Consider the following 24,579-nt stretch of genomic DNA (forward strand, 5'->3'; position numbering starts at 1 on the left):
AATCCATTATTGCATAGAGCTTGGTTATGAAACTTAAACGCAACCTAGTACAAAGTGATATAGAGCCTATTGAATCAATTGGGTATAATTAGGCTAATAATTTAGTTCAAGAGCAGTCCTATAACTATGCTTCCTGTGTTAGATCCTAGCTCGATAATTGAGAGCGATTATCAAGAATTTTTAGCGTTACTAAAAAAGTCGACGTTTAGCGGCGATATAGAGTTTAGTTATGCCAGCCGTTTAGCTGTAGCCACCGACAACTCAATTTATCAACAATTACCCCAAGCAGTAGTGCTACCCAAGTCAACTGAAGACTTATCTCTTATTGGCAAAACTGCCAGTCAGTTTGAAAATGTTCGGTTTTCAGCAAGGGGCGGTGGTACTGGCACTAATGGTCAATCGTTAACATCAGGCATTATCGTAGACATGTCTCGCTACATGAATAATGTGCTCGAAGTTAATGCTGATGAAGGTTGGGCCCGAGTACAAGCTGGTGTTGTTAAAGACCAATTAAACGACGCTTTGCGCCCTTTAGGTTTCTTTTTTGCACCTGATTTATCTACCAGTAACCGTGCAACTGTTGGTGGCATGATCAACACAGATGCTTCGGGGCAGGGCTCTTTGGTGTACGGTAAAACCAGCGACCATGTATTAGGGCTAACATCGGTATTGGCTGATGGCACTATTTTAAATACTGCACCCATCACACTGGAAGAAGCTAAAGAACAAAGCAAACAAGACTCTCCTCTAGGAAATATCACCCAGCAATTACTAGATAGCTGCTTAGGTAAACGAGAGCAGATACTGGAAAAATTCCCACGCCTTAATCGCTTTTTAACGGGGTACGACTTAGAAAACACCCTGAATAAAGATTTAACCAAATTAGACCTTAGCCGGGTGATCACAGGCTCCGAAGGCTCATTGGTATTTGTTTCAGAAGCAAAAGTTAACATTACGCCTATCGCGACGTTTAAAGCCTTAGTAAATGTTAAATATGATTCTTTTGAATCAGCACTGAGACACGCGCCAAGTATGGTAGCCGCGAATGCTACCTCTGTTGAAACGGTAGACAGCAACGTATTAAACCTTGCTAAACAAGACATTATTTGGCATTCGGTTGCCGACTTGATAACAGATGTCGAAGGTAAAGAAGTGGTTGGCCTTAATATGGTTGAGTACAACAGCAATGACCAAGCAGACATAGAACAAAAAATTGCTAGCCTCAGCAAAAGTTTGGATGACGCTGAAAGCTTAGGGGTAATAGGCTACCAAATTACCTACGATAAAGCAGACATTACAAAAATTTACGCCATGCGTAAAAAGTCAGTAGGGCTATTAGGCAAAATAAAGGGGTCGAAAAAGCCTCTCGCGTTTGTTGAAGATACCGCCGTACCACCAGAAAACCTCGCTGACTTTATTATGGAATTTAGAGCTTTATTAGACAGCCATAATTTGAAGTACGGCATGTTTGGTCATGTTGATGCAGGGGTGTTACATGTGCGCCCAGCGCTAGATATGTGTGACCCAGAGCAAGAAGCAATGGTGCCAGATATTTCAGATCAAGTGGTGGCACTGGTGGCCAAGTATGGTGGTTTAATGTGGGGCGAGCATGGTAAAGGATACCGTAGTGAATACGCGCCAACATTTTTTGGTGAAGAGCTATATACCGAACTTCGTAAGATTAAAACGGTGTTCGACCCTCTAAACAAAATGAACCCAGGTAAAATCTGTACGCCGCTAGAGTCAAGTGACAGCTTAGTTAAAGTGTCTGGCCTTAAAAGAGGCGAATTAGACAGGCAAATACCTATCGAAGTCAGAACATCATTTGAGCCAGCCATGAGTTGTAACGGTAACGGTTTATGTTTTAACTATGATACGACTTCACCCATGTGCCCCTCATTTAAAATCACCGGTGACAGACGCCATAGTCCTAAGGGCAGAGCGGGCATGGTGCGGGAATGGTTACGTTTATTGTCTAGAAGTAATATTGATGTAAACGAACTAGAGCACAACGAAGATCCGCCTACTTGGTTTGAACGTTTTAGAAACTCCACCGATAAAAAGCCAGATAATGACTTTTCACACGAAGTACTAGAAGTCATGGAAGGCTGTTTAGCTTGTAAGGCATGTTCAAGCCAATGCCCTGTGAGTGTTGATGTACCGGGGTTTAGATCGCGATTTTTAAGCATGTACTACCAAAGGTATATGCGACCTGCCAAAGACATTTTGGTAGGCAATATTGAAAAAATGGCACCGCTTATGGCAAAAGCGCCAGGATTTGTTAACTTATTTTTATCTCAAGACTGGGTGAATACGAGTATCAGAAAAACCATTGGTTATGTGAATACTCCTTTGTTATCACAACCTACTCTCGAAAAAAGACTCAAGCTTAACCAACCACAAAGCACTCAGTTTGATTTAGCCAAGCTACAACGGTTAGCACCAGCAGAATTGACTAAAAAAGTGTGTATTGTTCAAGACCCATTCACCACTTTCTACGATGCCGATGTAGTGGAGTCACTTGTTAAGTTGATCAGTAAGTTAGGTTATGAACCCATATTGCTACCTTTTATGCCAAACGGTAAGCCCCAGCACGTTAAAGGCTTTTTAAAAGAGTTTGCAAAAACAGCTAAAGATGCCTCTGACTTCTTGAGTCAACTAAGCGAGTTAAACGTGCCATTAGTTGGCGTAGACCCTTCAATGGTGCTGTGCTACCGAGACGAATATCAAAAAGTACTAGGCGATGCACGAGGTGAGTTTAAGGTGCAATTGGTACACGAATGGTTAACTCAAATAGAGTTACCAGAGATCAAAGTTACAAGTAATATTGCGTATGGTTTGTTCGGTCATTGTAGTGAAAAAACTGCGTTACCTACCAGTGAAAAGCAATGGCAGCAGATATTTAAACAAACCGGATTAGAGCTGTCTTTGGTATCTGTAGGTTGCTGTGGTATGGCTGGCACCTTTGGCCACGAGTCAAGCCACCTTGAAGAGTCTACCGGTATTTATAACCTAAGCTGGCAACAGGCAGTGGCTAAATTTGCACCTGAACAAGTGCTAGCCACTGGTTACTCATGCCGTAGCCAAGTAGCGAGGTTTGAAGAGTTTAAACCTAAACATCCACTGCAAATTTTAGAGAGAAGCTTGTAGCGTAAAATGAAAGGGTAGTTAAATCACTGCCCTTTTTTCAAAGTAACCAGCCTATAGTACGTCTACAGGATTTTTTAACCATTACATACAGCAAAATGGATTTTTCAATCTTCATCCTTAATATTCAGAGCAATTACTCTCAGGAGATCAAAAAAAAGCACTTTACTCATTTCTTTTACGCATAATGCTTTGCCCCATCAGCGCTTTTTTCGGCGAACTTAGGCAATGTGTGATATTTCTATTTCACGACTTTAGGCGGCAAATAAATAGTAAATTCATTTATTGGTTCAACCAGAACACTATGAGCTGTTAGTTGCTCTTCTTGGGTAACCAAACCTAAACGCGATAATAGTCCAAAACTGGCAAATTCAAGCTCTGCAGAAGACACTTCTAGTTGCTTATGCCAAACTCTATACGTACCTAACTTACCATCACGACGATGATAAAAGCCAGCTAATGGATGAGTTAAATACACTAGCCCTGTTTCAGTATCAGGAAACCCTGGGAGCTCGATTGAAGCACCTTTCGTTTGAGACAGCTCAACACTAGCTGGAGCCCAAGTAGCATCTGTAGTCATTTTATATTTACGATATATCTTTTGTGATTCATCAAAGTCACAATCGAATTTAACTTCACCTGAATACCAAGGTAAATTCCATAAAAATCTTGGTACTGCAAGCGTCCATGAGTCCAATGTAGTTCCTAGAAACCAGACACAGCGTTCGTTGGTTTCTTTATCGATTATATAGATTCGATAATTGGTTTGACCCATAGTGAATTTAGGGAATGAATAAACAGCAGAAGTAAAATCGACGTCGATAAATGGGACGACTGAAATTAAAGATTTTTCGACTCCGTTGATTTCAACGGTATCCAATTTAAAGCGTGCAGGGAAAAGCCCATTAAACCTTGATGGATCTACAGCGTAAGTGATTATTGCAAAATGCTGTAATTTACATAAAACGTCAATACCAGAAGGCGATGGCCTTGGATGCAGGAAATCACTTAATTTTAATAAATCCAACGCTTAACCTTGCTTGAAATATAACACCGTAATAGCCGGCAAACGAAGCGCCAGCGTCGTGAGTCCAGCACGCGCCTTTTGCGTGTGATGCTGATAACTTAGTCGTACCAGTTTTTATAATACGTGAAAGGCTAACTATTTATAAAGGATGATACTTGTAAAGTTCACTTCCATAGGCTGAAATTAAGTTTACCCATGTGAACTAGCCTATTCATAATTAGTTTATCAAATCACAGCGGCAGCTTAGGCCAACCAAGCGAAAATTATTCATCCTTTTTAAGAACGCCACTTTCTTCTAATTTCTTTTTTAGTGATTGGACCTCAGACATTGCGTTTAATGCAAATACAAACGCTAATATGCCAAGTGATAATGCCACAAATTCCATTTTCTACCTCCTATCGAAATTAGTTCCATTTTAAACGCCTAACAACTTACATAGACTCCCAAAGTAATAATTTACTTAAATACTTTCCAATCAACAAGCATAAAGTGGTTTGAATAAGCTCTTTGGTGGTTTTCTACATTTGGGTTTGACAATAATTTGTCGGGTATGGTTTAAATTCACATCAATTACTGACAATACTTAAATTTCGGGCAGCATAACTTAGCCAATGGGCTGGAAAAGAGGACATGGGTTGATGTTGTATTAGCCGTGTTGCAATAACGCTCTAGACCTTGCCATACCTCTTATTTGTCGATGCTCTGTATGGTGTTTAAATTGTTGCAACATATGTTCGCTGCCTACTGCGGTTGAGAAGTGCTGTTCGAACTCTGTGGTAAGCGTGAACCATTGTTCATCGTTTAAGCCTAACCGTTCTAAAATAGTGCTGTGATGGTTTGAAATATGGTCAGCTTTGTCATCTCGTTTATTGTCAGCAAAATCGGGGCATTATACATTTCTATAGTTAGCTCTTGTTCATTTAGCAGTTAGGTCTATCCCAATATCTATTTTTATAAACCCAAAATAAAGAAAGTGACATTTGCCATAGCGAACGAGTGACAATAGACAATATTGTCATTTTAGAAAGAGACGTAAAGTTAGGCCTCAAATCATTTAGGGGAATAACCATGAAACTTACTACTCTTTTAACCTTATGCTGCATCTGTTTAGTTAAGCCATTACTTGTTAGTGCACAAAGCTCAAACTCAATAACTCAGTCTAGCCAAGAATATCCTGCATTTAATGTTTCGGTAGTTGGTATCGGTAAGCCCATTATATTAATTCCTGGTATCTCTTCTTCAGCGGATGTTTGGGAAGATACCATTGATAGGTTGTCTGACAGGTATCAATTGCATGCCTTATCTTTGGCGGGGTTTGCTGGGGTGAAACCCGCAGCACCACAGTCGGTTGGCGCTAATTATCTTGAGTTTCAGAAAAATGCGATTTTAGAATATATTCGTGTAAACCAGTTAGAAGAGGTTGTCATTGTTGGTCACTCATTAGGGGGAACCTTAGCCCTATGGTTAGCTACAGAGCAGCATCCACAAATATCTGCGGTGATTAACATTGATGGCTTACCTGCCTTGGGGGCCTTACTTGGCAGTCAGCAAGCTTCGAGTAGTGATGCCCCTCGTTCGTTTGACCCTAAGAGTTTGGTGAAGTCGATGGCCAATAATGAGGCTTGGCATGAGCAAATGCTTAAGGATATGATGACCTCGGACCCTATGACTTCAGGGCGCGCCTTTGGCGAGCTAATGCAACTTGATATTAGAGATAAGCTTAGTCAAATTGAGCGCCCAGTTCTTACCATAGCTGCACCTGCTCAAGCTGCACCTTACGCAAGTTTTGAATCTACCAAAAACAACTACTTGACCCAACTGGCCAACATACCTCAAAAATTTAAGCATATGGCCTATGCAAAAACAGCTAAACACTTTGTTATGGCAGATGAACCCGAGTGGATGATTGAGCAAATAGAGTTATTTCTTAAAATGAATTAAACGCCCTAAATAACAAAACGCTAAGTTTCATACTTAGCGCTTTGTTAAGTGGTTATCGGTTTTGCCTCTGAAATACACTACTTAAAGCTTCATTAAATACATTGCATAGATTAGCTAGAGCCTTTATTGTTTTTACTCAATATCAAGGAAGGTCTGGCCCCATGAAAAAGAATGTTTACCTGTTTTTATTTATTTGCTTGTTTAGTGTTTCTGCTCAGGGCTTTGATAAAGCCAAGCTCGATCAATATTTAGATGCCTTAGACGTAAACCAAAAGGCAATGCTTAGTTTAGCTATAGTGAAAGATGGAGAGCCTGTTTATCAAAGGTCTATCGGGTATGTAGATGTCGCAAGCAAGCAAAAGCCCAATATAGATACCCAATATCACATTGGCTCTATTACCAAAGTATTTACCTCTACCATGATTTTTCAATTGATTGATGAGGGCAAATTATCACTCGATACTAAGCTAGCTAAGTATTACCCAAAAGTTAAAAATGCTAACAAGATAACTATCTCTATGTTGTTAAATCATAGAAGTGGTATTTATAATTTTACTAATGCTGCAGACTACATTGAGTATATGGAACAGGCTAAAGCTAAAGCTGAAATGATTAGTTTGATAGAAGGCTTAGGCAGTGATTTTGAGCCTGATAGTCAAGCTAGTTATTCAAATAGCGCCTATGTGCTTTTGGGCTTTATTATAGAAGACATCACTCAAGACTCTTACGCTAACCAGCTACAAACACGGATTACAGCTAAGTTAAACCTTAATCGAACGCGTTATGCTGGGCCTATCGATGTAAAAGGTAACCAAGCTAATTCATACTCTTATCAGTCAGCAGGTTGGGTGCCTGCTACCCAGACAGATATGAGTATACCCCATGGCGCTGGCGCGATTATTTCTACGCCTTCAGAAATAGGCAAGTTTTTAACGGGCCTCTTTAATGGTAAGTTGGTGTCAGCTAATTCATTAGATAAAATGAAAGAGGTTAATCAAGGTTATGGCCGAGGATTGTTTAAGTTTCCGTTTTATAAAAAAGTAATTTATGGGCATACCGGTGGAATAGACGGTTTTGTATCACAAGCCGGTTATTTTCCTGCCGACAATGTAGCTTTTACACTCACTTCAAATGGGTTGAATTACAAACTGAACGACATCAGTATTGGTCTGTTAAGTATTTATTATGGCCGACCTTTTGATATACCTGATTTTACTCAAAAGCCGATTAGCCTTTCAGAAAAAAATCTCCTCAAGTATGAAGGAGTGTTTTCTTCTAAAGACATTCCCCTTAAAATCACTTTAAAGTTTCGTGATGGTCAGCTTACTGCTCAGGCAACAGGGCAAGGTCCGCTTAGCCTTACACCTTTTTCTCATTCAGAGTTTCGTTTTGAGCCTGCTGGGATAGTAATGCAGTTTGAGCTTGATGGTGAAAAAGTTGATTATGCTACTTTTCAACTCAAGCAAGGTGGGGGGACTTATCATTTTAGTAAAGAATGACACGTTTTTAATGAGGACATATATTGCAGAATCTAGATTTATTCGCTGAGCCAGAACCCACACCCATTAATATTATCGATTGCGATGGGCTGGTGGAATATCATGGGTTAGTGATCGCAGCTCAAGAGGCCAATCAATTCTTTGATGCTCTGCTTCATAAAATAGAATGGAAAAGCGATGAAGCAAATATTTTTGGAAAACAGATTCTAACCAAGCGAAAAGTCGCTTGGTATGGCGATAAACCATTTAGCTATACTTATTCAAACTCTACTAAAATGGCTTTACCTTGGATTGATGAGCTAATTACACTCAAAGCGATTGTTGAAGATAAAACAGGTGCCAGCTTTAATTCTTGTTTGCTTAATTTATATCACAGTGGCGAAGAAGGCATGGCTTGGCACAGCGATGGTGAAAAAGACTTATTAAAAAATGGTGCCATTGCTTCGTTAAGTTTTGGCGCAGAGCGTAAGTTTTCTTTCAAACATAAACAAACTCAAAAAACGTTATCGGTATCATTGCAGCACGGCAGTTTGTTGGTGATGAAAGGTGAAACCCAAAGTCACTGGCTACATAGGTTGCCTCCCACCAAAAAAGTATCGGCACCAAGGGTTAATTTAACTTTTAGAACTATTGATGAGAGTCGGGCGGTGTGAGAAGAGCAGTGGCTAGTAGATAGAAAAAGATTAAAAATTTTCACCACCGAGGGCATAGAGTACACTGAGAAAAGAACATGATTAGTGGCTGTAATGAGCGAGGAGCGGACATTCAAATAAATAATTTTCTGTTATTTGGTCGTCTACTTTTAAATAATTACGGACTGTCTCTCTAATATTCTCTTGAACATAGCTATATGGATAGGGAACGCAGTGGTATAATCATGAACTAGCGCTTATTTTTGGTTATTTGAAAGATTGATGATGGATATTCCATCAGACTACTATGCAAGCTAGACATTACTTTCGCCGAATATGTATTGGTGTGATAGAAAGGAATATTGAAGTTATATTAGAGGCAAAACTAAAATAATAATCTATCGGGTTGATAAAATGGGAAAACAAGCAAGAAATTACTCACCACTAACAATAAAGAAGCTTTATGCCTTATCAGGTAACGAATGTTCATTCCCTGGTTGTTCTAAACAAATGGTGAATCAAAACACGGCTAAAAATTCTAATATTTGTCATATCGAAGCCGCGAATTCAGATGGACAACGCTATAGAGAAAACATGACGGATAAAGCAAGAGCTGACTATGACAATCTGATTTTATTATGCATAGATCACCACACAGAAACTGATGACGTCGTTAAATATGATGTGGAAAAGCTAAAAGAAATGAAAGACGAACATGAAGCTAAAATTGCTTCAAGAGCCTTAGGTCGCTCTCCTTCTATGTTAAAAACAGCCATAGATAAAATCTCTAAAATTGGCTTAAATGCTCTAAAAGACGCCAATGCAGCAAAAAGTTTTAATATTACAGATAAACTGGATTACAACGACGTAGATACAAAGCGAAGACTAATCAATGATTTAAAGGTTTATTACCACAAATTAAACACTCTTTACGATGAATTAGATAGCGCAGGCTCTTTGAAAAAAGAGCACTTATTAGATAATATTCGCCACATTTATTTGGATGTATCAGGTCGATATACGGGTCAGCATGATGACTATATGCCTATCATAAAGCAGAACTCAGATGCTATCTTTGAAGAAGTCTTTAATGAATTGCTCCAACTTGTTGATTTTGGTGATGTCAATGTTGAAGAACTTTCACCAGCGTTAAGAGTTGTAATGGTTGATGCATTCATGAGATGCAAAATTTTAGAAGAACCGATTTAGGACTAGGGCTAGGCATAGATGATTGTTAGTAAAAATATCAATCCAGATAAAGACCTCTATGTAATTGGAGCTCATATCATTGATGCTCTTCAATCCACTAAAGGAAATTCGATAGATTATTTTGAGCTATACCACAAGCTTAGAGATAACATTGAGGTTTCAATGCAACTATTTTCTCTTTCAGTTAGCTGGTTATTTCTGTTAGGTGTTATTGATAAAAATGGCGAGGGGCATATAACGAAATGTTTTTAGATTCATTAATTGTCAAAAATGGTGATGAAATAATTAGGGAAGTACCATTTCACAAGGGAGTAAATCTAATTGTTGATTACACTGCGCCTAACTCAAAAAAAACTGACTCTGGTAATAGTGTAGGTAAAACAACGGTTTTAAGGTTAATAGATTTTTGCTTAGATGGTAAAGCAAATAATTTATACAGCGACCCTGAATTTAAAGATTCAAACGATAAGATCAAAAACTTTTTGACCCAAAACAATATAAATATAACTTTAAATTTAATTAAAGATATACAAGACCCTAAATCAAAGAAAATTTCTATCTGTAGAAATTTTTTGCCTCGAGCAAAAAAGATTCAAACAATAAATGGAGAAAGTTGCACTAAGGATGAGTTCTCTTCAAAACTAAAAAGTCTTATATTTAAAACGACTTCCGAAAAGCCTACTTTCAAGCAATTAAAATCCAAAAATATTAGGGATGAAAAGAACAAGCTTGTTAATACAATTCGCGTATTAAGTCCGTACGATACAGATGTAGCCTACGAAACACTGCATCTATTTTGGTTTGGTGTCGACATTGACCAAAACAAAGATGAGTTGGTGCGTAAGCAAAACCTAGAAAATAGACTTCAAGCACGTTTGAAAAAAGAAAGTACTCTTTCTCAAGTAAAACAAACACTTCTAATCGTAGATAGTGAAATAGAAAGGCTTACAATCAAGAAAGATAATTTCAATCTTAACCCTAATTATGAAAGCCAATTAGAATCATTAAATAATGCAAAACAGAGTATTAATGCATTAAGCGAAAATATTTCCCGCCTAGAGTTAAGAAAAGAACTTATTCAAGAAAGCGTAGAGGACTTAAATAGAGGTTTTTCAAAAGCTAGTGTTGAACATATAGAAAAAATGTATGAACAAGCTGAAGCATTGATACCTAACCTCCAAAAATCATTTGTAGAAACCCTTGAGTTTCACAATAGCATGATTCAGGAAAAAATTGACTTTATTAGTCAAGATTTAAAGCAGTTGGATGATGAGTTATTTATTAATAAACAAAGTCTTACTCATTTTCTATCTATAGAAGAACAACTATCTACAGAGCTTAAAAAATCTGGTGCGGTAGAAGAACTTCAAGATATCATCAGTGAGTTGAATTCCTTTTATGAACAAAAAGGGAAATTAACTGAACAACAATCAGTGTGGGAAAAAAGTAATAAAGAGCTTGATAAAATTGAAGAATCCCTAAACAAAATGTCTGGCGAAGTAGAGTCAAAAGACATTTTAATCCAAGAAAAAATAGCGGATTTCAATAAGATTTTTTCCAAATTTTCAAGCAAACTCGATGGTGTACATTCATTACTCAGTGCTGAATCTGATAAAGGGACTTACAAGTTTTCAATAACAAATATTGAAGGTAACCCAGGAACTGGCACTAAGAAAAGCCAGATGGCATCTTTTGATCTGTCTTATATAGCGTTTGCCGATGAAAACGAAATACCCTGTTTGCATTTTGTACTTCAAGACCAAATCGAAAATGTTCACGCAAACCAGATAACAAATTTGTTTACGGAATTAGTAAATCAAGTTAACTGCCAGTACGTTCTACCTGTTTTGAGAGATAAGTTACCACATAATATTGATATATCTCACCTTGAAGTTTTATCCCTTTCCAATAAAGATAAATTTTTCAAGTTACCGTAATGAAAAGAACTTTTCGTTCTCCCGTTTTCAAATTACCATGTAGAGCACGCGTAGGCAGGTTGAACGAAGTGAATCCCAACATTTGTATTAAATATGCCACAAGGTTGGGAGCGCCTCTGGCTTGCCAAACATGCAAAAAATTGAGTCATATAAACAGCTGCTTATCACCAGCCGAAAACTTTTGAGCCAACTTCAGCTAATGGCACAAAGCAGTAATTAATTGTCAGATTTGATTGTTCTCTTTAAATCAAACCTGACTAATGAAATTAAGATTCATACTTATTCTTCGATATACCAATGGCCTTTGTTTACCAGCATGGTTAATAGTGCGGTAAAGTGGTTATGTAGAATGTATTGAGGTTGGCCATCATCATCTACTAAAAATTCTTGTGTAATAAATGGTTCTGTTAAAAACTTTTTCACTAAATTAGCTGATCCGCTTGGGCCGGAGTATGCTTCCCCTGCAATGTGAAATGTAAAACTACTTGAAGGTTCGCAAGTCGTCTTTGGCTCTACAAATATAGGTTTTATTCCTGGGGCTCGGTAGAAGTATTCGCCACTTTCTAACATCTCCATAATGGCTTGCTCAGAAAACTCTTCGATTTGTTGGTTTGACTCGTCTTCTGCTTTTTTATTGTCACTTAAAAAAGTGGGTAACCATTTTTCAAATGCGTCACTTTGTAATGATTCAGCAAGTAATGCTTTGAACTGAGCCACTTCTTGTTGTTTGATTTCACCAGAGAATTTGCGAGCTGATAATGCTTGGTCTTGGTAACGGTTGCTGAGTAAGTTGTTATCTATGGCGTAATCTGCGAAAGACGTTAGCATTTCTTGTTGTGAGGGTGCTCTAAAGCCTACTGAATAATTCATACATGGCTCTAACGCTACACCATTGTGGGGATGATTGGCTGGGATATAAATAATATCGCCTGCGGTGAGTACTTCGTCTATGACGGGGGTAAATCCTGTAATTTGTGATAAATCACAGTGGGGTCTTACAGTTTCGTAATCGCTTGGCAACCCAACTTGCCAGCGCCTACTGCCTTTACCTTGAATAATAAATACATCGTATTGATCTAAATGGGGGCCAACACCCGCACCGGTGTTTGAGTAGCTCACCATTAAATCATCCATACGCCATACTGGGATAAAATCAAAGGTATTCATTAATGAATCAGCGTCTGGTACAAAATGATCAACAGATTGAACTAACAAACTCCATTGTCCTAAACAATGTTCGTTAATATCGTCATAGGGGCCGTGTGCGACCTCCCAGATACCTGCTTGATTGTTTACAATACGAGAATCTACTGATTCTTCTTCTGTTAATCCTGCTAGCTCATGTTCATCGATTGGATCTTCAAAGTCTTTAAATCCTTGGCGAATTAATAGTGGTTTTTTTTGCCAGTATTCTTTAAGAAAAACGTCTGTATCTATATTTTGTAGTCTGTACATCTTTATCCAGTTAGTTGTTTAAGGCCCTCAAGCCAATAGGTGGTAACAGGGCCAATACCTTTCACGTGTATCTTGCCTCGCAGGCTGTAATCAAAGGCGTGTTTTGTTAGCTCGTAAGTGGATTCTGTGGTCTGAATTTTATTTGATTGACCGTGACTTTCCATTCGTGAGGCTAAGTTTACCGCTTCTCCCCACATGTCGTAACTAAATTTACTTTTTCCTATGATACCGGCAACTACTTCGCCGCAGCCAATCCCAATACGTAAACCAATCTTTAATTTTTGTAAGCTGCAAATACGTTTAAATTCGTGTTGCATGTCTAATGCACAGTAACAACATTGAATAGCATGCTGTGCGGTTGCTACGGGCAACCCACCTGCGGCCATGTAACCATCACCACTGGTTTTTATTTTTTCTAATCCGTATTTAATGGACAACTCATCAAAACGACAAAATATTTCGTTTAAAATTTTGAATAATTGCTGTGGCGTGCGCTTTTTGCAAAGAGGAGTGAAGTCTTGAATATCTGCAAACAATATACTGGCTTGTGCAAAATAGTCTGCAATGGGCTCATTTGAGTTTTTTAGTCGTTGGGCAATGCTATTTGGCAATATATTTAATAGCAGCTGTTCAGAACGCTTACGCTCATGAGCGAGTTTTTTCCAGCTTTTACTGACGTTCTTTTGAATATGATAACTACACAGTATGCTAGCTAGGGCCAGTAAACAGGCGCTTGCAAATTTAAAACTTTGTTGTGCTGCATCATAATATTGTGGCAAAAAAATTTGATAGTAAATCTCTGTTACCACAAATAACCCACAGAACAGTATTGAGAATGACCATTTGTATTTAGCTTCACGCTCGGTAAAAAAGAACGGACAACAAATCACAGCCAATAAATAAAAAAAGTGAATATATAGATCTAGTTGCCACAAAAAGCAGGTAGCTATTAAATTACATGTGTATACCGTAATTAGCCAAAGTTTAGCGACCAGATACCAAGCATTATGGTTGAGTATAGGTACCCAAATTAGAGTGGAAATAGTGAGGCTGGTGATCAATAACTGATAAGCCCCTTGGGCGTGCCAAAACCAGAGTGCACTAGGGATTTGTAATATAGACACCACTATCACTAAAAAGGCAATAATATTGGTGATGCGAACCGGAGTGAAATATTCATTCGGGTAACGAGCAATGCCTGCCCAAACCCATAGTCTTAATAAATGTCTTAACATTTTTAAATCCTTTTAAAAATCAGAGTGACTACTTAAGTTCTAATAGAAGTTAAGTATAGTTCACTCCAATTTTTATTAAGGATTTAAGGTGAGTTTATTTCTCTAGTTGTTCAACAAACTCTATAGCACGACCGATATAGTTTGCTGGTGTCAGTGCTTTTAACTGCTCTTTAGCAACATCTGGTAATGCTAAGGTATCTACAAACTCAGCCATAATCTGTTGATTCACTTTTTTACCACGGGTTAACTCTTTCAGTTTTTCGTATGGTTTTTCGATACCATAACGACGCATCACTGTTTGTACTGGCTCTGCCAGTAACTCCCAGTTATCATCAAGTTCATCTAATAAACTTTGTTCGTTGACCTGTAGTTTGCTGATCCCTTTAAGCGAGGCTTGATAGGCGATAACCGAGTAGCCTACACCTACACCTAAGTTTCTAAGTACGGTTGAGTCGGTTAAATCACGTTGCCACCTAGACACTGGAAGCTTAGTAGCTAAATGCCCAAACATAGCATTAGCTAGCCCTAAGTTACCTTCAGAATTTTCGAAGTCAATTGGGTTAACTTTATGGGGCATAGTAGATGAACCAATTTCACCCGCAATGGTTTTTTGTTTGAAGTGACCCATGGCAATATAACCCCAAATATCACGGTCAAAATCAAGCAATATAGTGTTAAAACGCGCAATGGCATCAAACAGCTCAGCAATATAATCGTGAGGTTCTATTTGGGTAGTGAAGGCGTTCCATGTGACACCTAAGCTAGTCACAAACTCGTCAGCAAAGTTGTGCCAATTAAATTCAGGATAAGCAGATAGGTGAGCGTTGTAGTTACCTACGGCACCATTAATTTTGCCTAAAATACTGACACTGGCGATTTGATCTCGCTGGCGTTGCAGGCGGATCATCACGTTTGCCATTTCTTTACCCATTGTAGTTGGAGAGGCTGGCTGTCCGTGGGTTCTCGCCATCATTGGCATAGACTTTAATTCAATGGCTAAACGTTTAAGCTCTGCAATAAGTTTGTCGCAATAGGGTAAAACCACTTCGCCACGGGCTTCTGTAAGCATTAAAGCATGAGATAAGTTATTGATGTCTTCAGAGGTACAAGCAAAGTGAATAAATTCATTGATGGCATGTAGTTCTGTGTTGTCAGCTACTTGTTCTTTAAGGAAGTATTCAACGGCTTTTACATCGTGATTGGTAGTACGTTCAATCTCTTTGATTCGTGCGGCATCTTGTTCGCTAAAGTTACTTACTATTGCGTTTAATAATGTGTTGGCTTGACTACTAAAAGCAGGAACTTCTTGAATTTCAGGGGTGGCTGCTAATTTCTGTAACCAGCGCACTTCAACAACAACGCGATATTTTAGTAAACCAAATTCACTAAAAATGTCTCTTAATTCAGCTGTTTTACTTCCATAACGGCCATCTATGGGGGATACAGCAGTTAGTGCAGATAACTCCATGAAATTCTCCTAATTGAGTGTGCTTATTTGGTTTAAAGTGTGTTTGGCGCTGTTTAAAATTTGTGTTCTATTTAATAATATCTGTCTGCGTTTACCGCCAACTTGCCGCCATAATACCGCGGCTCTTACACCTGCTAGTAATGCCGCTCGTACCCGGTGCTGACATTCTGAACGCTGTAATATTTTAGGATCGCCCGCGACTTGAATTTTTCGCGAAATCGGGCTGATGACATCTGAATATATACTGTCTAAATTACTCAGCATTTGGCCATCTGATAAATCTAAATGTGATTTTTGGCGTTGAATATTTACAATACGCTCACCCAATACAGCCATTGTTTTTTTATTAGAACTGAGTTTGCGTTCTATGGATAACAAGTTCGCAATATATCGAGTGACTTCAACATCTTTGACTTTAGATTGATTACCTAACTGCTTAAGAATGGTTTCGTAGCCTAGTTTCAACTGTTTTATATCACCAAATACTTGTTCAGTATTTTCGCTTTCAGTCACCGAAATACTATTTAAAGAAGTGGTTAAGGCTTGTTCGCTGTAATCTGCCCCTCGGGCTATTTGCTTAACTAGGGCTGCTGCTTGGCATACACCAGCCAGTGCAATATTACTCTCATAAAAGCGCATGTTTTGTTTATTACTCATTACCGAATGTAGTTCTCTATAATGCCGCCACCTAAGCAAACGGCGTCTTGATAAAATACTGCTGACTGTCCTGGCGTAACGGCTTTTTGAGGCTCATCGAATTCAACCAGTAAGGTGCCGTCCTCTTTAGGAGTGACTATGCAGGGAATGTCTTGTTGACGATAGCGAGTTTTGACTACGCATTTTATTGGTTGTTGAGGGCCTAAGCGGTCAACCCAATGTAATTGGTTTGCCACTAACCCTTTAGAGTAAAGTCTTGGATGGTTAGCACCTTGGCCGACAATTAGTACATTACGTTCTACGTCTTTATCAACAACATACCAAGGCTCTTCGCCAAATTCCTTCATACCGCCAATAAGTAAACCTTTACGCTGTCCTAAGGTGTGGTACATCAAACCATCATGTTTACCAATGACTTGGCCTTCGGCTGTCTCTATTTCACCGGGCTGTGCGGGTAAATATTGTGCTAAAAAATCTTTGAATTTGCGTTCACCAATAAAACAAATTCCAGTGCTGTCTTTTTTATCGTGGGTCACTAAGTCTTGCGCAAGGGCAATTTCTCTGACTTTCGGTTTTTCTAAATGCCCAATTGGGAATAAAGTTTGCGCTACATGCTTTTCAGCTAGTGTATATAAAAAGTAGCTTTGGTCTTTGTTGCCATCTAAGCCACGTAGCATTTGCCACTTTCCCGATTCGTTGGAGCGCTGCACATAATGCCCTGTGGCGATATAATCAGCGTTAAGCTCCTCAGCAGCAAACTCTAAAAAGGCCTTAAATTTTATTTCTTTGTTGCACATTATATCGGGGTTAGGTGTCCTTCCCGCTTTGTATTCATCTAAAAAATACTCAAATACATTGTCCCAATATTCAGCTGCGAAGTTGATGGTGTGTAAGGTCATTCCGAGTTTATCGGCTACCGCTTGTGCATCTTTTAAATCGTCTGCTGCTGCACAGTACTCATCATTGTCATCTTCCTCCCAGTTTTTCATAAACAAGCCTTCGACTTGATAGCCTTGTTGTTTGAGAAGATAAGCCGAAACCGAAGAGTCAACCCCACCAGACATACCAACCACGACTTTAATTCGGCTGTTATCTTGAGTTTGATCTGTTGATTGAGATTGTTGGGTCATATGCAGAAAATGTATTGTTGTGTGCTAAAAAATGGAGCCGAAGTTTACCAGTTCTAATATGGGAAAGCATTAGCTTAATAAGCGGTTCTAAGTATATTCAATCGTTGAGAGTAATATATAAATAGATTGAGGTTTCGTAATTCAAGATTAAACCCTCAACAAGGCTACTGTTAATGTTTTTTAAGTTCATTTTGCACCTTCGCTTAAAAACATATATAAAAGAGTCACATAACGATTAAATACAATTTATTTGTAACGTTATGGTGGAGTTATTTGGCTAAGTAAGTGGATTTAAGTACCTAGAAAGCAGGAGTAGTATTAATGAGTGAAAACCTATTTACACCGCCAGAGTCAAAATTGGTGGATGAAACCCAAAGTAACCTTGAATCAGTTCTCGCATCTCGGTGGAGAAGATTAGGGGCATCACTTATAGATTCGTTTATTATGATGTTGTTTGTGATGCCTATTATGTACTTTTTTGGATGGTTTGAGTTTATCACAAATGGCGAAGAGCCGCCGTTCATGTATTCATTAGGTATGGGGCTAATGGGGATCCTATTTTTTATTCTGCTGAACTTTAAATTACTAATAAAAAATGGACAAACTATCGGTAAGAAGTTGTTAAATATAAAAATAGTCGATATGGATGGTAACCAAGCTGATTTAAAAAAACATTTATTGAAAAGATACGGGACATACTTTATTCCCAACCAAGTTCCTATTGCGGGAGGTATTTTTCAATTGATTAATATATTGTTTATTTTCAGAAGGGATAAAAGGTGTATTCATGATCTAGCGGGAGGAACACAGGTCGTTTACTGCTAGTTGAATAATGTGTGGCAACCTTCTAGTTTTGTTGTCACACGCTATTTAGTTGTTTTATTACTTATATTTCTAAGTACTCACCGTTATTAATCCCATCTATAGTCCAATTGCCAATACGATAGCGAATTAACCTAAGGGTTGGGTAGCCAATGTGTGCAGTCATGCGCCTGACTTGGCGATTTTTACCCTCCGATATGGTGATAGAAAGCCAACTGGTGGGTTTGTTTTGTCGAAACCTTACTGGTGGATTGCGTGGCCAAACATCAGGTTCAGCCATTTGTTCAACTTTTGCTGGTCGCGTCATTCCATCTTTCAATTCAACGCCTCTACTTAATTGCTCTATTTCTGATTGTTCAGGTTGGCCTTCAACCTGTACCCAATAAGTTTTAGTGGTCTTGTGTTTAGGTGAGGCAAGCCTATTCTGTAACTTACCGTCATTGGTTAAAACCAATAAACCTTCACTATCTTTATCTAACCTTCCGGCGGCATAGATATCAGGTATAGGAATGAAGTCTTTAAGTGTTTGCCTGCCATCTTGGTCGGTAAATTGTGTTAACACATTGAATGGCTTATTAAATAATACTACTTTTTTAGGTGCGTTAGATTTAGCTTGGTTAGCTTTATTTTTATTGTGGTTGTGGGAGTAAAACGAGTTGGTCATAGTAAGCTATAAAATAAAAGTATTACAAAAAATGCACTGATAGGTAGATGGAAGTGTGATTTACAGAATATAATATGCAAGCGAAACTTGTATTTATTTAATTTACCCATATATATCTCGCTGTCTAATTTACGTTAGATAATTTTAAAACTTCGGTACATAACATCAGTTCATAGTGCCACACTGTAGTGGATTAGAGAGTTTTGTTAATACTCTTCGAATATGGATTGTCAGTGCGTTACCACAACCATGAGGCTCATAATGACGATTTCTAAGTCAAAAATTATATACACTAAAACAGACGAAGCGCCGGCTCTTGCTACTTATTCATTACTTCCTATCATTCGTAGCTTCACATCTAGTGCAGACATTGAAGTTGAATTAAGTGATATTTCACTAGCAGCGCGTATTTTGTCTTCTTTTGGTGATGTTTTGCCGGCTGATCAACAAGTATCTGATGCTTTAGCTGAATTGGGTGAGTTGACCCAAGATGCTGCAACTAACATTATAAAGTTGCCTAACGTAAGTGCTTCAATTCCACAGTTGAAAGCTGCTATTAAAGAATTACAAGGTAAAGGTTTTGCTTTACCAGAGTTTCCTGAAGACCCGCAAACTGATGAAGAAAAAGATATAAAAGCTCGTTATAGCAAAGTATTGGGTAGTGCAGTAAACCCAGTATTACGTGAAGGTAATTCTGATCGCCGAGCACCTGTAGCAGTAAAAAATTATGCAAAAGCTAATCCCCATTCAATGGGAGAGTGGAGTCAAGCCTCTCAAACTCATGTTGCACATATGCATGAAGGCGATTTTTACTCTGGTGAAAAATCAGTCACTGTTGAAAAAGCAGGGCATGTAAAAATAGAATTCACTGATACTGCTGGTAATGTCACAGTATTAAAGCCTAAAGTTGAATTATTGGCTGGTGAAGTAATTGATGGAATGTGCATGAGCAAAAAAGCTTTATGTGCGTTTTTTGAAAAAGAAATTGAAGATGCTAAAAACACTGGTGTTTTGTTTTCATTGCATGTGAAAGCTACCATGATGAAAGTGTCTCATCCAATCGTTTTTGGTCATTGTGTAAAAGTATTCTACAAAGATCTATTTAATAAGCACCAAGCATTGTTTGATGAATTAGGTGTTAACCCAAATAATGGTTTGGGTAGTGTTTACGACAAAATTTCAACTCTTCCTGAGTCTCAACGTACTGAAATCGAAAAAGATATCAATGCTTGTTATGCTGATCGTCCGCCGATTGCAATGGTAAATTCTGATAAAGGTATTTCTAACTTGCATGTACCAAGTGATGTAATTGTAGATGCTTCTATGCCTGCAATGATCAGAAGCTCTGGTAAAATGTGGGGACCCGATGGCAAGTTACATGATACTAAGGCCGTTATTCCTGAAAGTACTTATGCAACTATTTATCAAGAAACCATTAATTTCTGTAAAACTCATGGGGCATTTGATCCGACTACTATGGGGACAGTACCTAACGTTGGTTTGATGGCTCAAAAAGCTGAAGAATACGGTTCTCATGATAAAACTTTTGAAATGGTCGCCGATGGTAAAGTACAGGTTATCGATCAAGATGGTACTGTTTTAATTGAACATGCTGTTGAAGAAGGTGATATTTGGAGAATGTGTCAAGCCAAAGATGCACCTATCCGTGACTGGGTGAAATTGGCTGTAAATCGTGCTCGTCAATCTGGTATGCCAACAGTATTTTGGTTAGATGATGAACGTGCCCATGATGCTCAACTAATCCTTAAGGTTAACGAGTATCTTAAAGAACATGATACTGACGGCCTTGATATTTCAATTATGGCTCCTGTCCGTGCAATACGTTTTACTATGGAGCGAGCGATTCGCGGTTTAGATACCATTTCTGTAACTGGTAACGTTTTACGTGATTACCTGACTGATTTGTTCCCTATTTTAGAATTGGGTACAAGTGCAAAAATGCTTTCTATCGTGCCATTAATGGCTGGTGGCGGATTGTTTGAAACTGGTGCAGGTGGTTCTGCGCCTAAGCACGTGCAGCAATTTGTTGAAGAGGGCCATTTACGTTGGGATTCATTGGGTGAGTTTTTGGCTTTGGCCGTATCTCTTGAAGACTTAGCACTTAAAAATGATAACGCTAAAGCTAAAATTTTAGCGAGCACCTTAGATATCGCCACAGAAAAATTATTAACTGAAGGTAAGTCTCCGCTGCGTAAAGCGGGCCAATTAGATAATAGAGGTAGTCATTTCTATCTTGCTATGTTCTGGGCTGAAGCTTTAGCGAATCAAACTGAAGATCAAGAGTTGAATGCTAAATTTAAACCTTTATTCGATACTTTGTCTGCTAATGAAGATAAAATTTTAGCTGAGATTGATGCAACTCAAGGCAAAGCTTCAGATATTGGTGGTTATTATTTGCCGGATGAAGCTTTGATAACCAAAGCTATGTGCCCGAGTGAAACACTAAACGCTGCACTTTCTTAATGTAAATAGTAATACGCTTTATAATTTGTAGAGAGTGTTTTGCAGATACAAAAAAGCAGACGTTAGTCTGCTTTTTTATTACGAGTGATTCGTTGAACTGTTAAAGCTCGGTGATCATCTATCGTTCTGGCTCCCCACTGAAATCTATGTTTTCAGCATGTAAGCCTTTAGGCCCCTGTTGCACCTCGTACTTGACTTCTTGTCCTGCTTTTAACGAGCGGTAACCTTCCATCTGTATCGTCGAGTAATGAGCGAAAATATCTTCTCCGCCATCATCAGGTACAATAAAGCCAAACCCTTTTGCATTGTTGAACCATTTTACTTTGCCGACTGCCATGCTTCTGCTTCCTTAAATCCCTTGAACTAATACAACTTTGACCCCACACTTACTATGAAGGGGGGAGACGTGTTAACTACTCAATACAACCGCCCAATTAAAATGTAGGTTTTTTAAGCTGTTTTTGTCAAGTCGAATTTTTAATTTTAGATGATGAAAATATGCTAAAACCAAGGTAGTTGCTAAACATTGAGATTTTATCTGTAATTTTTGGACCAAATAATTAAGTTATGAGTAAAGATAATACTATTGATATAGAACGCCAAAAAAGCAGGGAAGAGCAAAGAAAGAAAGCGGCTCCACCACCCATGTACAAAGTGATTCTTAATAATGATGACTATACACCAATGGACTTTGTCGTTGATGTGTTGATGCGCTTTTTTAACCTAGAGGGAGAAAAGGCACAACAAATAATGTTAACGGTGCACTACCATGGCAGAGCTGTTTGTGGCATATATACAGCAGAGATAGCTGAAACCAAAGTAATGCAGGTCAGTAGGTACGCTAAAGAAAATCAACACCCGTTAATGTGTACTATGGAACAAGCATGATAGTAACGTTAACAAATCTATCCTATACGCTAGCAGTCAGAGGGCATTCTTATGTTAAATAAAGATTTAGAGCAGACGCTAAACGATGCGTTTATTTTTGCTAGAGAGCATCGTCATGAGTTTATGACGGTAGAACATTTATTGCTTGCCCTACTAGATAACAGTGCCGCTAAAGAAGCCTTAAAGGCATGTGGGGCTGATATTGAAGCGATAAAGCAAGAGCTTACCGATTTTGTTAAAGATACCACGCCTTTGCTGTTAGATGAGCAAGGAAATGAACGTGAAACTCAACCCACTCTGGGTTTTCAACGAGTTCTTCAAAGAGCAGTTTTCCATGTACAGTCCTCTGGTAAAGAAGAGGTGACAGGTGCCAATGTATTAGTTGCTATTTTCAGCGAACAAGAATCACAAGCTGTATATATTCTGAAAAAGTCCGATGTGACTCGATTAGATGTGGTTAATTTTATATCTCATGGTGTATCTAAAGTAGATGACGAATCAGCTTCTGCTGGTGAAACAGAACATGAGCCTGAGCAGGAAGAGTCAGTATCTGTTCTAGATAAATATTCTACAAATCTTAATATCAGTGCTAAAGAAGGCAAGATCGATCCTTTAATAGGCCGAGACAAAGAGCTTGAACGCAGTATTCAAGTGTTATGTCGACGTCGAAAGAATAATCCACTTTTAGTGGGAGAAGCAGGCGTTGGTAAAACTGCTATTGCTGAAGGTTTAGCCTATCGAATCGTTAATAATGATGTACCAGAGGTGATCGCCGATGCAACGGTTCACTCTTTAGATATGGGAGCATTACTAGCAGGCACTAAATACCGAGGCGATTTCGAAAAGCGCCTTAAAGGTATTTTGAAAGAGTTATCAGAAAAACCTGATGCCATCCTATTTATTGATGAGATTCACACCATTATAGGGGCAGGGGCTGCGTCTGGTGGGGTTATGGATGCGTCTAACTTACTTAAACCCAAATTAAGCAGTGGCGAACTTCGTTGTATTGGGTCTACAACGTATCAAGAGTATCAAGGTATTTTTGAAAAAGACCGTGCATTGGCTCGTCGATTCCAAAAAGTAGATGTGGTAGAACCGACGGTTGGTGATACGACTAAAATACTGATGGGGTTGAAGTCTCGTTATGAAGAACACCATAGTGTGCGTTTCACTCATAAAGCCATACGTGCTGCTGCTGAGCTGTCTGCTAAATATATTAACGAACGTCATTTGCCTGATAAGGCCATTGATGTAATTGATGAGGCAGGGGCAAGCCAACGCTTATTACCAGCATCAAAACGGAAGAAAACAATTGGAGTAACTGACATTGAGCAGATTATTTCAAAAATTGCGCGTATCCCAGAAAAATCAGTTTCAGCTTCAGATAAAGAAGTGCTCCAGAATTTAGATCGTGACCTTAAACTAGTAGTGTTTGGTCAAGATGAAGCAATAGTAACCTTGACCGATGCAATACGTTTATCACGTTCAGGTTTAGGAAATGAGACTAAGCCCATAGGCAACTTTTTGTTTGCTGGACCAACAGGTGTCGGGAAAACCGAGGTGTCTGCTCAGTTAGCCAAAATCATGGGAGTAGAGTTGGTTCGCTTTGATATGTCTGAATATATGGAACGCCATGCAATTAGTCGCCTTATTGGGGCTCCACCCGGGTATGTTGGCTTTGATCAAGGTGGCCTGTTAACGGACGCCGTTATCAAACAACCCTACTCTGTGGTGTTACTTGATGAAATTGAAAAGGCCCATAGCGATATCTATAACATATTATTGCAGGTTATGGACCACGGTACATTGACCGACAATAATGGTCGTAAGGTTGATTTTAGAAATGTAGTTTTAATTATGACCACGAATGCTGGTGTTCAAGAGACTATTCGTAACTCTATTGGATTTAAGCAGCAAGACCATAGTCATGACGCAATGTCTGAAATTAAAAAGCTATTTACACCTGAGTTCAGAAACAGGTTAGATGCGACAGTATGGTTTAACCATCTTGATAAAGACGTGATCCTGCAGGTGGTTGATAAATTCATTGTTGAATTACAAGTACAGTTGGATAATAAGGGAGTTTCCTTAGAGGTGACTACGCAGGCTCGCGAGTGGTTAGCCGATAAAGGGTATGACAAAAATATGGGCGCTCGCCCAATGGGACGTGTAATCCAGCAAGAAGTGAAAAAAGAATTAGCAAATGAGCTATTGTTTGGTCAACTGAGTCAAGGTGGCAGTGTTAAAATTGATCTCAAAAAAGGCGAGCTAAGCTTTGAGTTCTTTTCTGACAGTAAAGAAAAGCCTGAAGCCCTTAATTCTTAATCGGAGTAATAGGGTTATGGTATAAAAAAACCGATATCTTACGATATCGGTTTTTTTG

At 38.7% G+C, this 24,579-nt stretch carries 20 protein-coding genes; 11 read left to right on the forward strand and 9 right to left on the reverse strand.

Features of this window, described 5'->3' with window-relative positions; translation table 11 throughout:
- Positions 1–126: 126 nt before the first annotated feature.
- Positions 127–3,150, forward strand: coding sequence for an FAD-binding and (Fe-S)-binding domain-containing protein (locus ABJE44_RS06710; protein ID WP_348112294.1), 3,024 nt, complete (start codon positions 127–129; stop codon positions 3,148–3,150).
- 238 nt (positions 3,151–3,388) lie between these two features.
- Here ABJE44_RS06710 and ABJE44_RS06715 read toward each other — a convergent pair whose 3' ends face one another.
- Positions 3,389–4,174: a DUF2071 domain-containing protein gene (locus ABJE44_RS06715; RefSeq protein WP_348112295.1), complete on the reverse strand. Its 786-nt coding sequence runs from the start codon at positions 4,172–4,174 to the stop codon at positions 3,389–3,391.
- Positions 4,175–4,437: 263 nt separating this feature from the next.
- The gene (locus ABJE44_RS06720; protein WP_348112296.1) at positions 4,438–4,560 is read right to left on the reverse strand and encodes a hypothetical protein; all 123 of its coding nucleotides are present in this window, start codon (positions 4,558–4,560) and stop codon (positions 4,438–4,440) included.
- A gap of 683 nt (positions 4,561–5,243) precedes the next feature.
- On the opposite strand from ABJE44_RS06720, the gene ABJE44_RS06725 reads away from it, so the two are divergent.
- The 6 genes from ABJE44_RS06725 (at position 5,244) to ABJE44_RS06750 (ending at position 11,393) form a co-directional block, all read left to right on the forward strand.
- Positions 5,244–6,116, forward strand: a complete 873-nt coding sequence (locus ABJE44_RS06725) for an alpha/beta hydrolase (RefSeq protein WP_348112297.1) — start codon at positions 5,244–5,246, stop codon at positions 6,114–6,116.
- A 161-nt stretch (positions 6,117–6,277) separates the two neighbouring features.
- A complete protein-coding gene (locus ABJE44_RS06730; RefSeq protein WP_348112298.1) occupies positions 6,278–7,615 on the forward strand; it encodes a serine hydrolase domain-containing protein in 1,338 nt (445 codons plus the stop codon).
- Positions 7,616–7,638: 23 nt separating this feature from the next.
- Positions 7,639–8,268 (forward strand): alpha-ketoglutarate-dependent dioxygenase AlkB, encoded by a 630-nt coding sequence (locus ABJE44_RS06735; protein WP_348112299.1) that lies wholly within the window; start codon positions 7,639–7,641, stop codon positions 8,266–8,268.
- 393 nt (positions 8,269–8,661) lie between these two features.
- Complete coding sequence (locus tag ABJE44_RS06740; protein ID WP_348112300.1) at positions 8,662–9,456, forward strand: ABC-three component system protein; 795 nt, start codon at positions 8,662–8,664, stop codon at positions 9,454–9,456.
- An 18-nt stretch (positions 9,457–9,474) separates the two neighbouring features.
- Positions 9,475–9,708 (forward strand): ABC-three component system middle component 6, encoded by a 234-nt coding sequence (locus ABJE44_RS06745; RefSeq protein WP_348112301.1) that lies wholly within the window; start codon positions 9,475–9,477, stop codon positions 9,706–9,708.
- Positions 9,699–11,393: a DUF2326 domain-containing protein gene (locus tag ABJE44_RS06750; protein WP_348112302.1), complete on the forward strand. Its 1,695-nt coding sequence runs from the start codon at positions 9,699–9,701 to the stop codon at positions 11,391–11,393. The genes ABJE44_RS06745 and ABJE44_RS06750 overlap by 10 nt, the downstream gene beginning before the upstream one ends.
- Positions 11,394–11,672: 279 nt before the next feature.
- Here ABJE44_RS06750 and ABJE44_RS06755 read toward each other — a convergent pair whose 3' ends face one another.
- The 5 genes from ABJE44_RS06755 to mnmA all read right to left on the reverse strand — a co-directional run bounded on the left by ABJE44_RS06755 (position 11,673) and on the right by mnmA (position 17,338).
- A complete protein-coding gene (locus ABJE44_RS06755; protein ID WP_348112303.1) occupies positions 11,673–12,848 on the reverse strand; it encodes a cupin domain-containing protein in 1,176 nt (391 codons plus the stop codon).
- A gap of 2 nt (positions 12,849–12,850) precedes the next feature.
- Entirely contained in the window at positions 12,851–14,083 is a 1,233-nt protein-coding gene (locus ABJE44_RS06760) for an adenylate/guanylate cyclase domain-containing protein (protein ID WP_348112304.1), read from the reverse strand.
- 94 nt (positions 14,084–14,177) lie between these two features.
- Positions 14,178–15,551, reverse strand: coding sequence for an adenylosuccinate lyase (gene purB, locus ABJE44_RS06765; RefSeq protein ID WP_348112305.1), 1,374 nt, complete (start codon positions 15,549–15,551; stop codon positions 14,178–14,180).
- 9 nt (positions 15,552–15,560) lie between these two features.
- Positions 15,561–16,208 (reverse strand): high frequency lysogenization protein HflD, encoded by a 648-nt coding sequence (hflD, locus tag ABJE44_RS06770; protein ID WP_348112306.1) that lies wholly within the window; start codon positions 16,206–16,208, stop codon positions 15,561–15,563.
- A complete protein-coding gene (mnmA, locus tag ABJE44_RS06775; RefSeq protein WP_348112307.1) occupies positions 16,208–17,338 on the reverse strand; it encodes a tRNA 2-thiouridine(34) synthase MnmA in 1,131 nt (376 codons plus the stop codon). Before mnmA ends, hflD begins: the two co-directional genes overlap by 1 nt.
- 321 nt (positions 17,339–17,659) lie before the next feature.
- On the opposite strand from mnmA, the gene ABJE44_RS06780 reads away from it, so the two are divergent.
- Positions 17,660–18,163, forward strand: a complete 504-nt coding sequence (locus tag ABJE44_RS06780; protein ID WP_348112308.1) for an RDD family protein — start codon at positions 17,660–17,662, stop codon at positions 18,161–18,163.
- Between the two features lie 61 nt (positions 18,164–18,224).
- On the opposite strand, the gene ABJE44_RS06785 is transcribed toward ABJE44_RS06780, so the two are convergent.
- The gene (locus tag ABJE44_RS06785; RefSeq protein ID WP_348112309.1) at positions 18,225–18,824 is read right to left on the reverse strand and encodes a pseudouridine synthase; all 600 of its coding nucleotides are present in this window, start codon (positions 18,822–18,824) and stop codon (positions 18,225–18,227) included.
- A 261-nt stretch (positions 18,825–19,085) separates the two neighbouring features.
- Between ABJE44_RS06785 and ABJE44_RS06790 the strand changes: the two genes are divergently transcribed.
- A complete protein-coding gene (locus ABJE44_RS06790; protein WP_348112310.1) occupies positions 19,086–21,308 on the forward strand; it encodes an NADP-dependent isocitrate dehydrogenase in 2,223 nt (740 codons plus the stop codon).
- 118 nt (positions 21,309–21,426) lie between these two features.
- Here ABJE44_RS06790 and cspD read toward each other — a convergent pair whose 3' ends face one another.
- Complete coding sequence (cspD, locus tag ABJE44_RS06795; protein ID WP_133470293.1) at positions 21,427–21,645, reverse strand: cold shock domain-containing protein CspD; 219 nt, start codon at positions 21,643–21,645, stop codon at positions 21,427–21,429.
- Between the two features lie 230 nt (positions 21,646–21,875).
- Between cspD and clpS the strand changes: the two genes are divergently transcribed.
- The gene (clpS, locus tag ABJE44_RS06800; RefSeq protein WP_348112311.1) at positions 21,876–22,196 is read left to right on the forward strand and encodes an ATP-dependent Clp protease adapter ClpS; all 321 of its coding nucleotides are present in this window, start codon (positions 21,876–21,878) and stop codon (positions 22,194–22,196) included.
- A gap of 51 nt (positions 22,197–22,247) precedes the next feature.
- Positions 22,248–24,521: an ATP-dependent Clp protease ATP-binding subunit ClpA gene (gene clpA / locus ABJE44_RS06805; RefSeq protein WP_348112312.1), complete on the forward strand. Its 2,274-nt coding sequence runs from the start codon at positions 22,248–22,250 to the stop codon at positions 24,519–24,521.
- Positions 24,522–24,579: the final 58 nt, after the last annotated feature.

The sequence above is a fragment of the Paraglaciecola sp. genome (assembly GCF_039942875.1).
Lineage (GTDB): Bacteria > Pseudomonadota > Gammaproteobacteria > Enterobacterales > Alteromonadaceae > Paraglaciecola.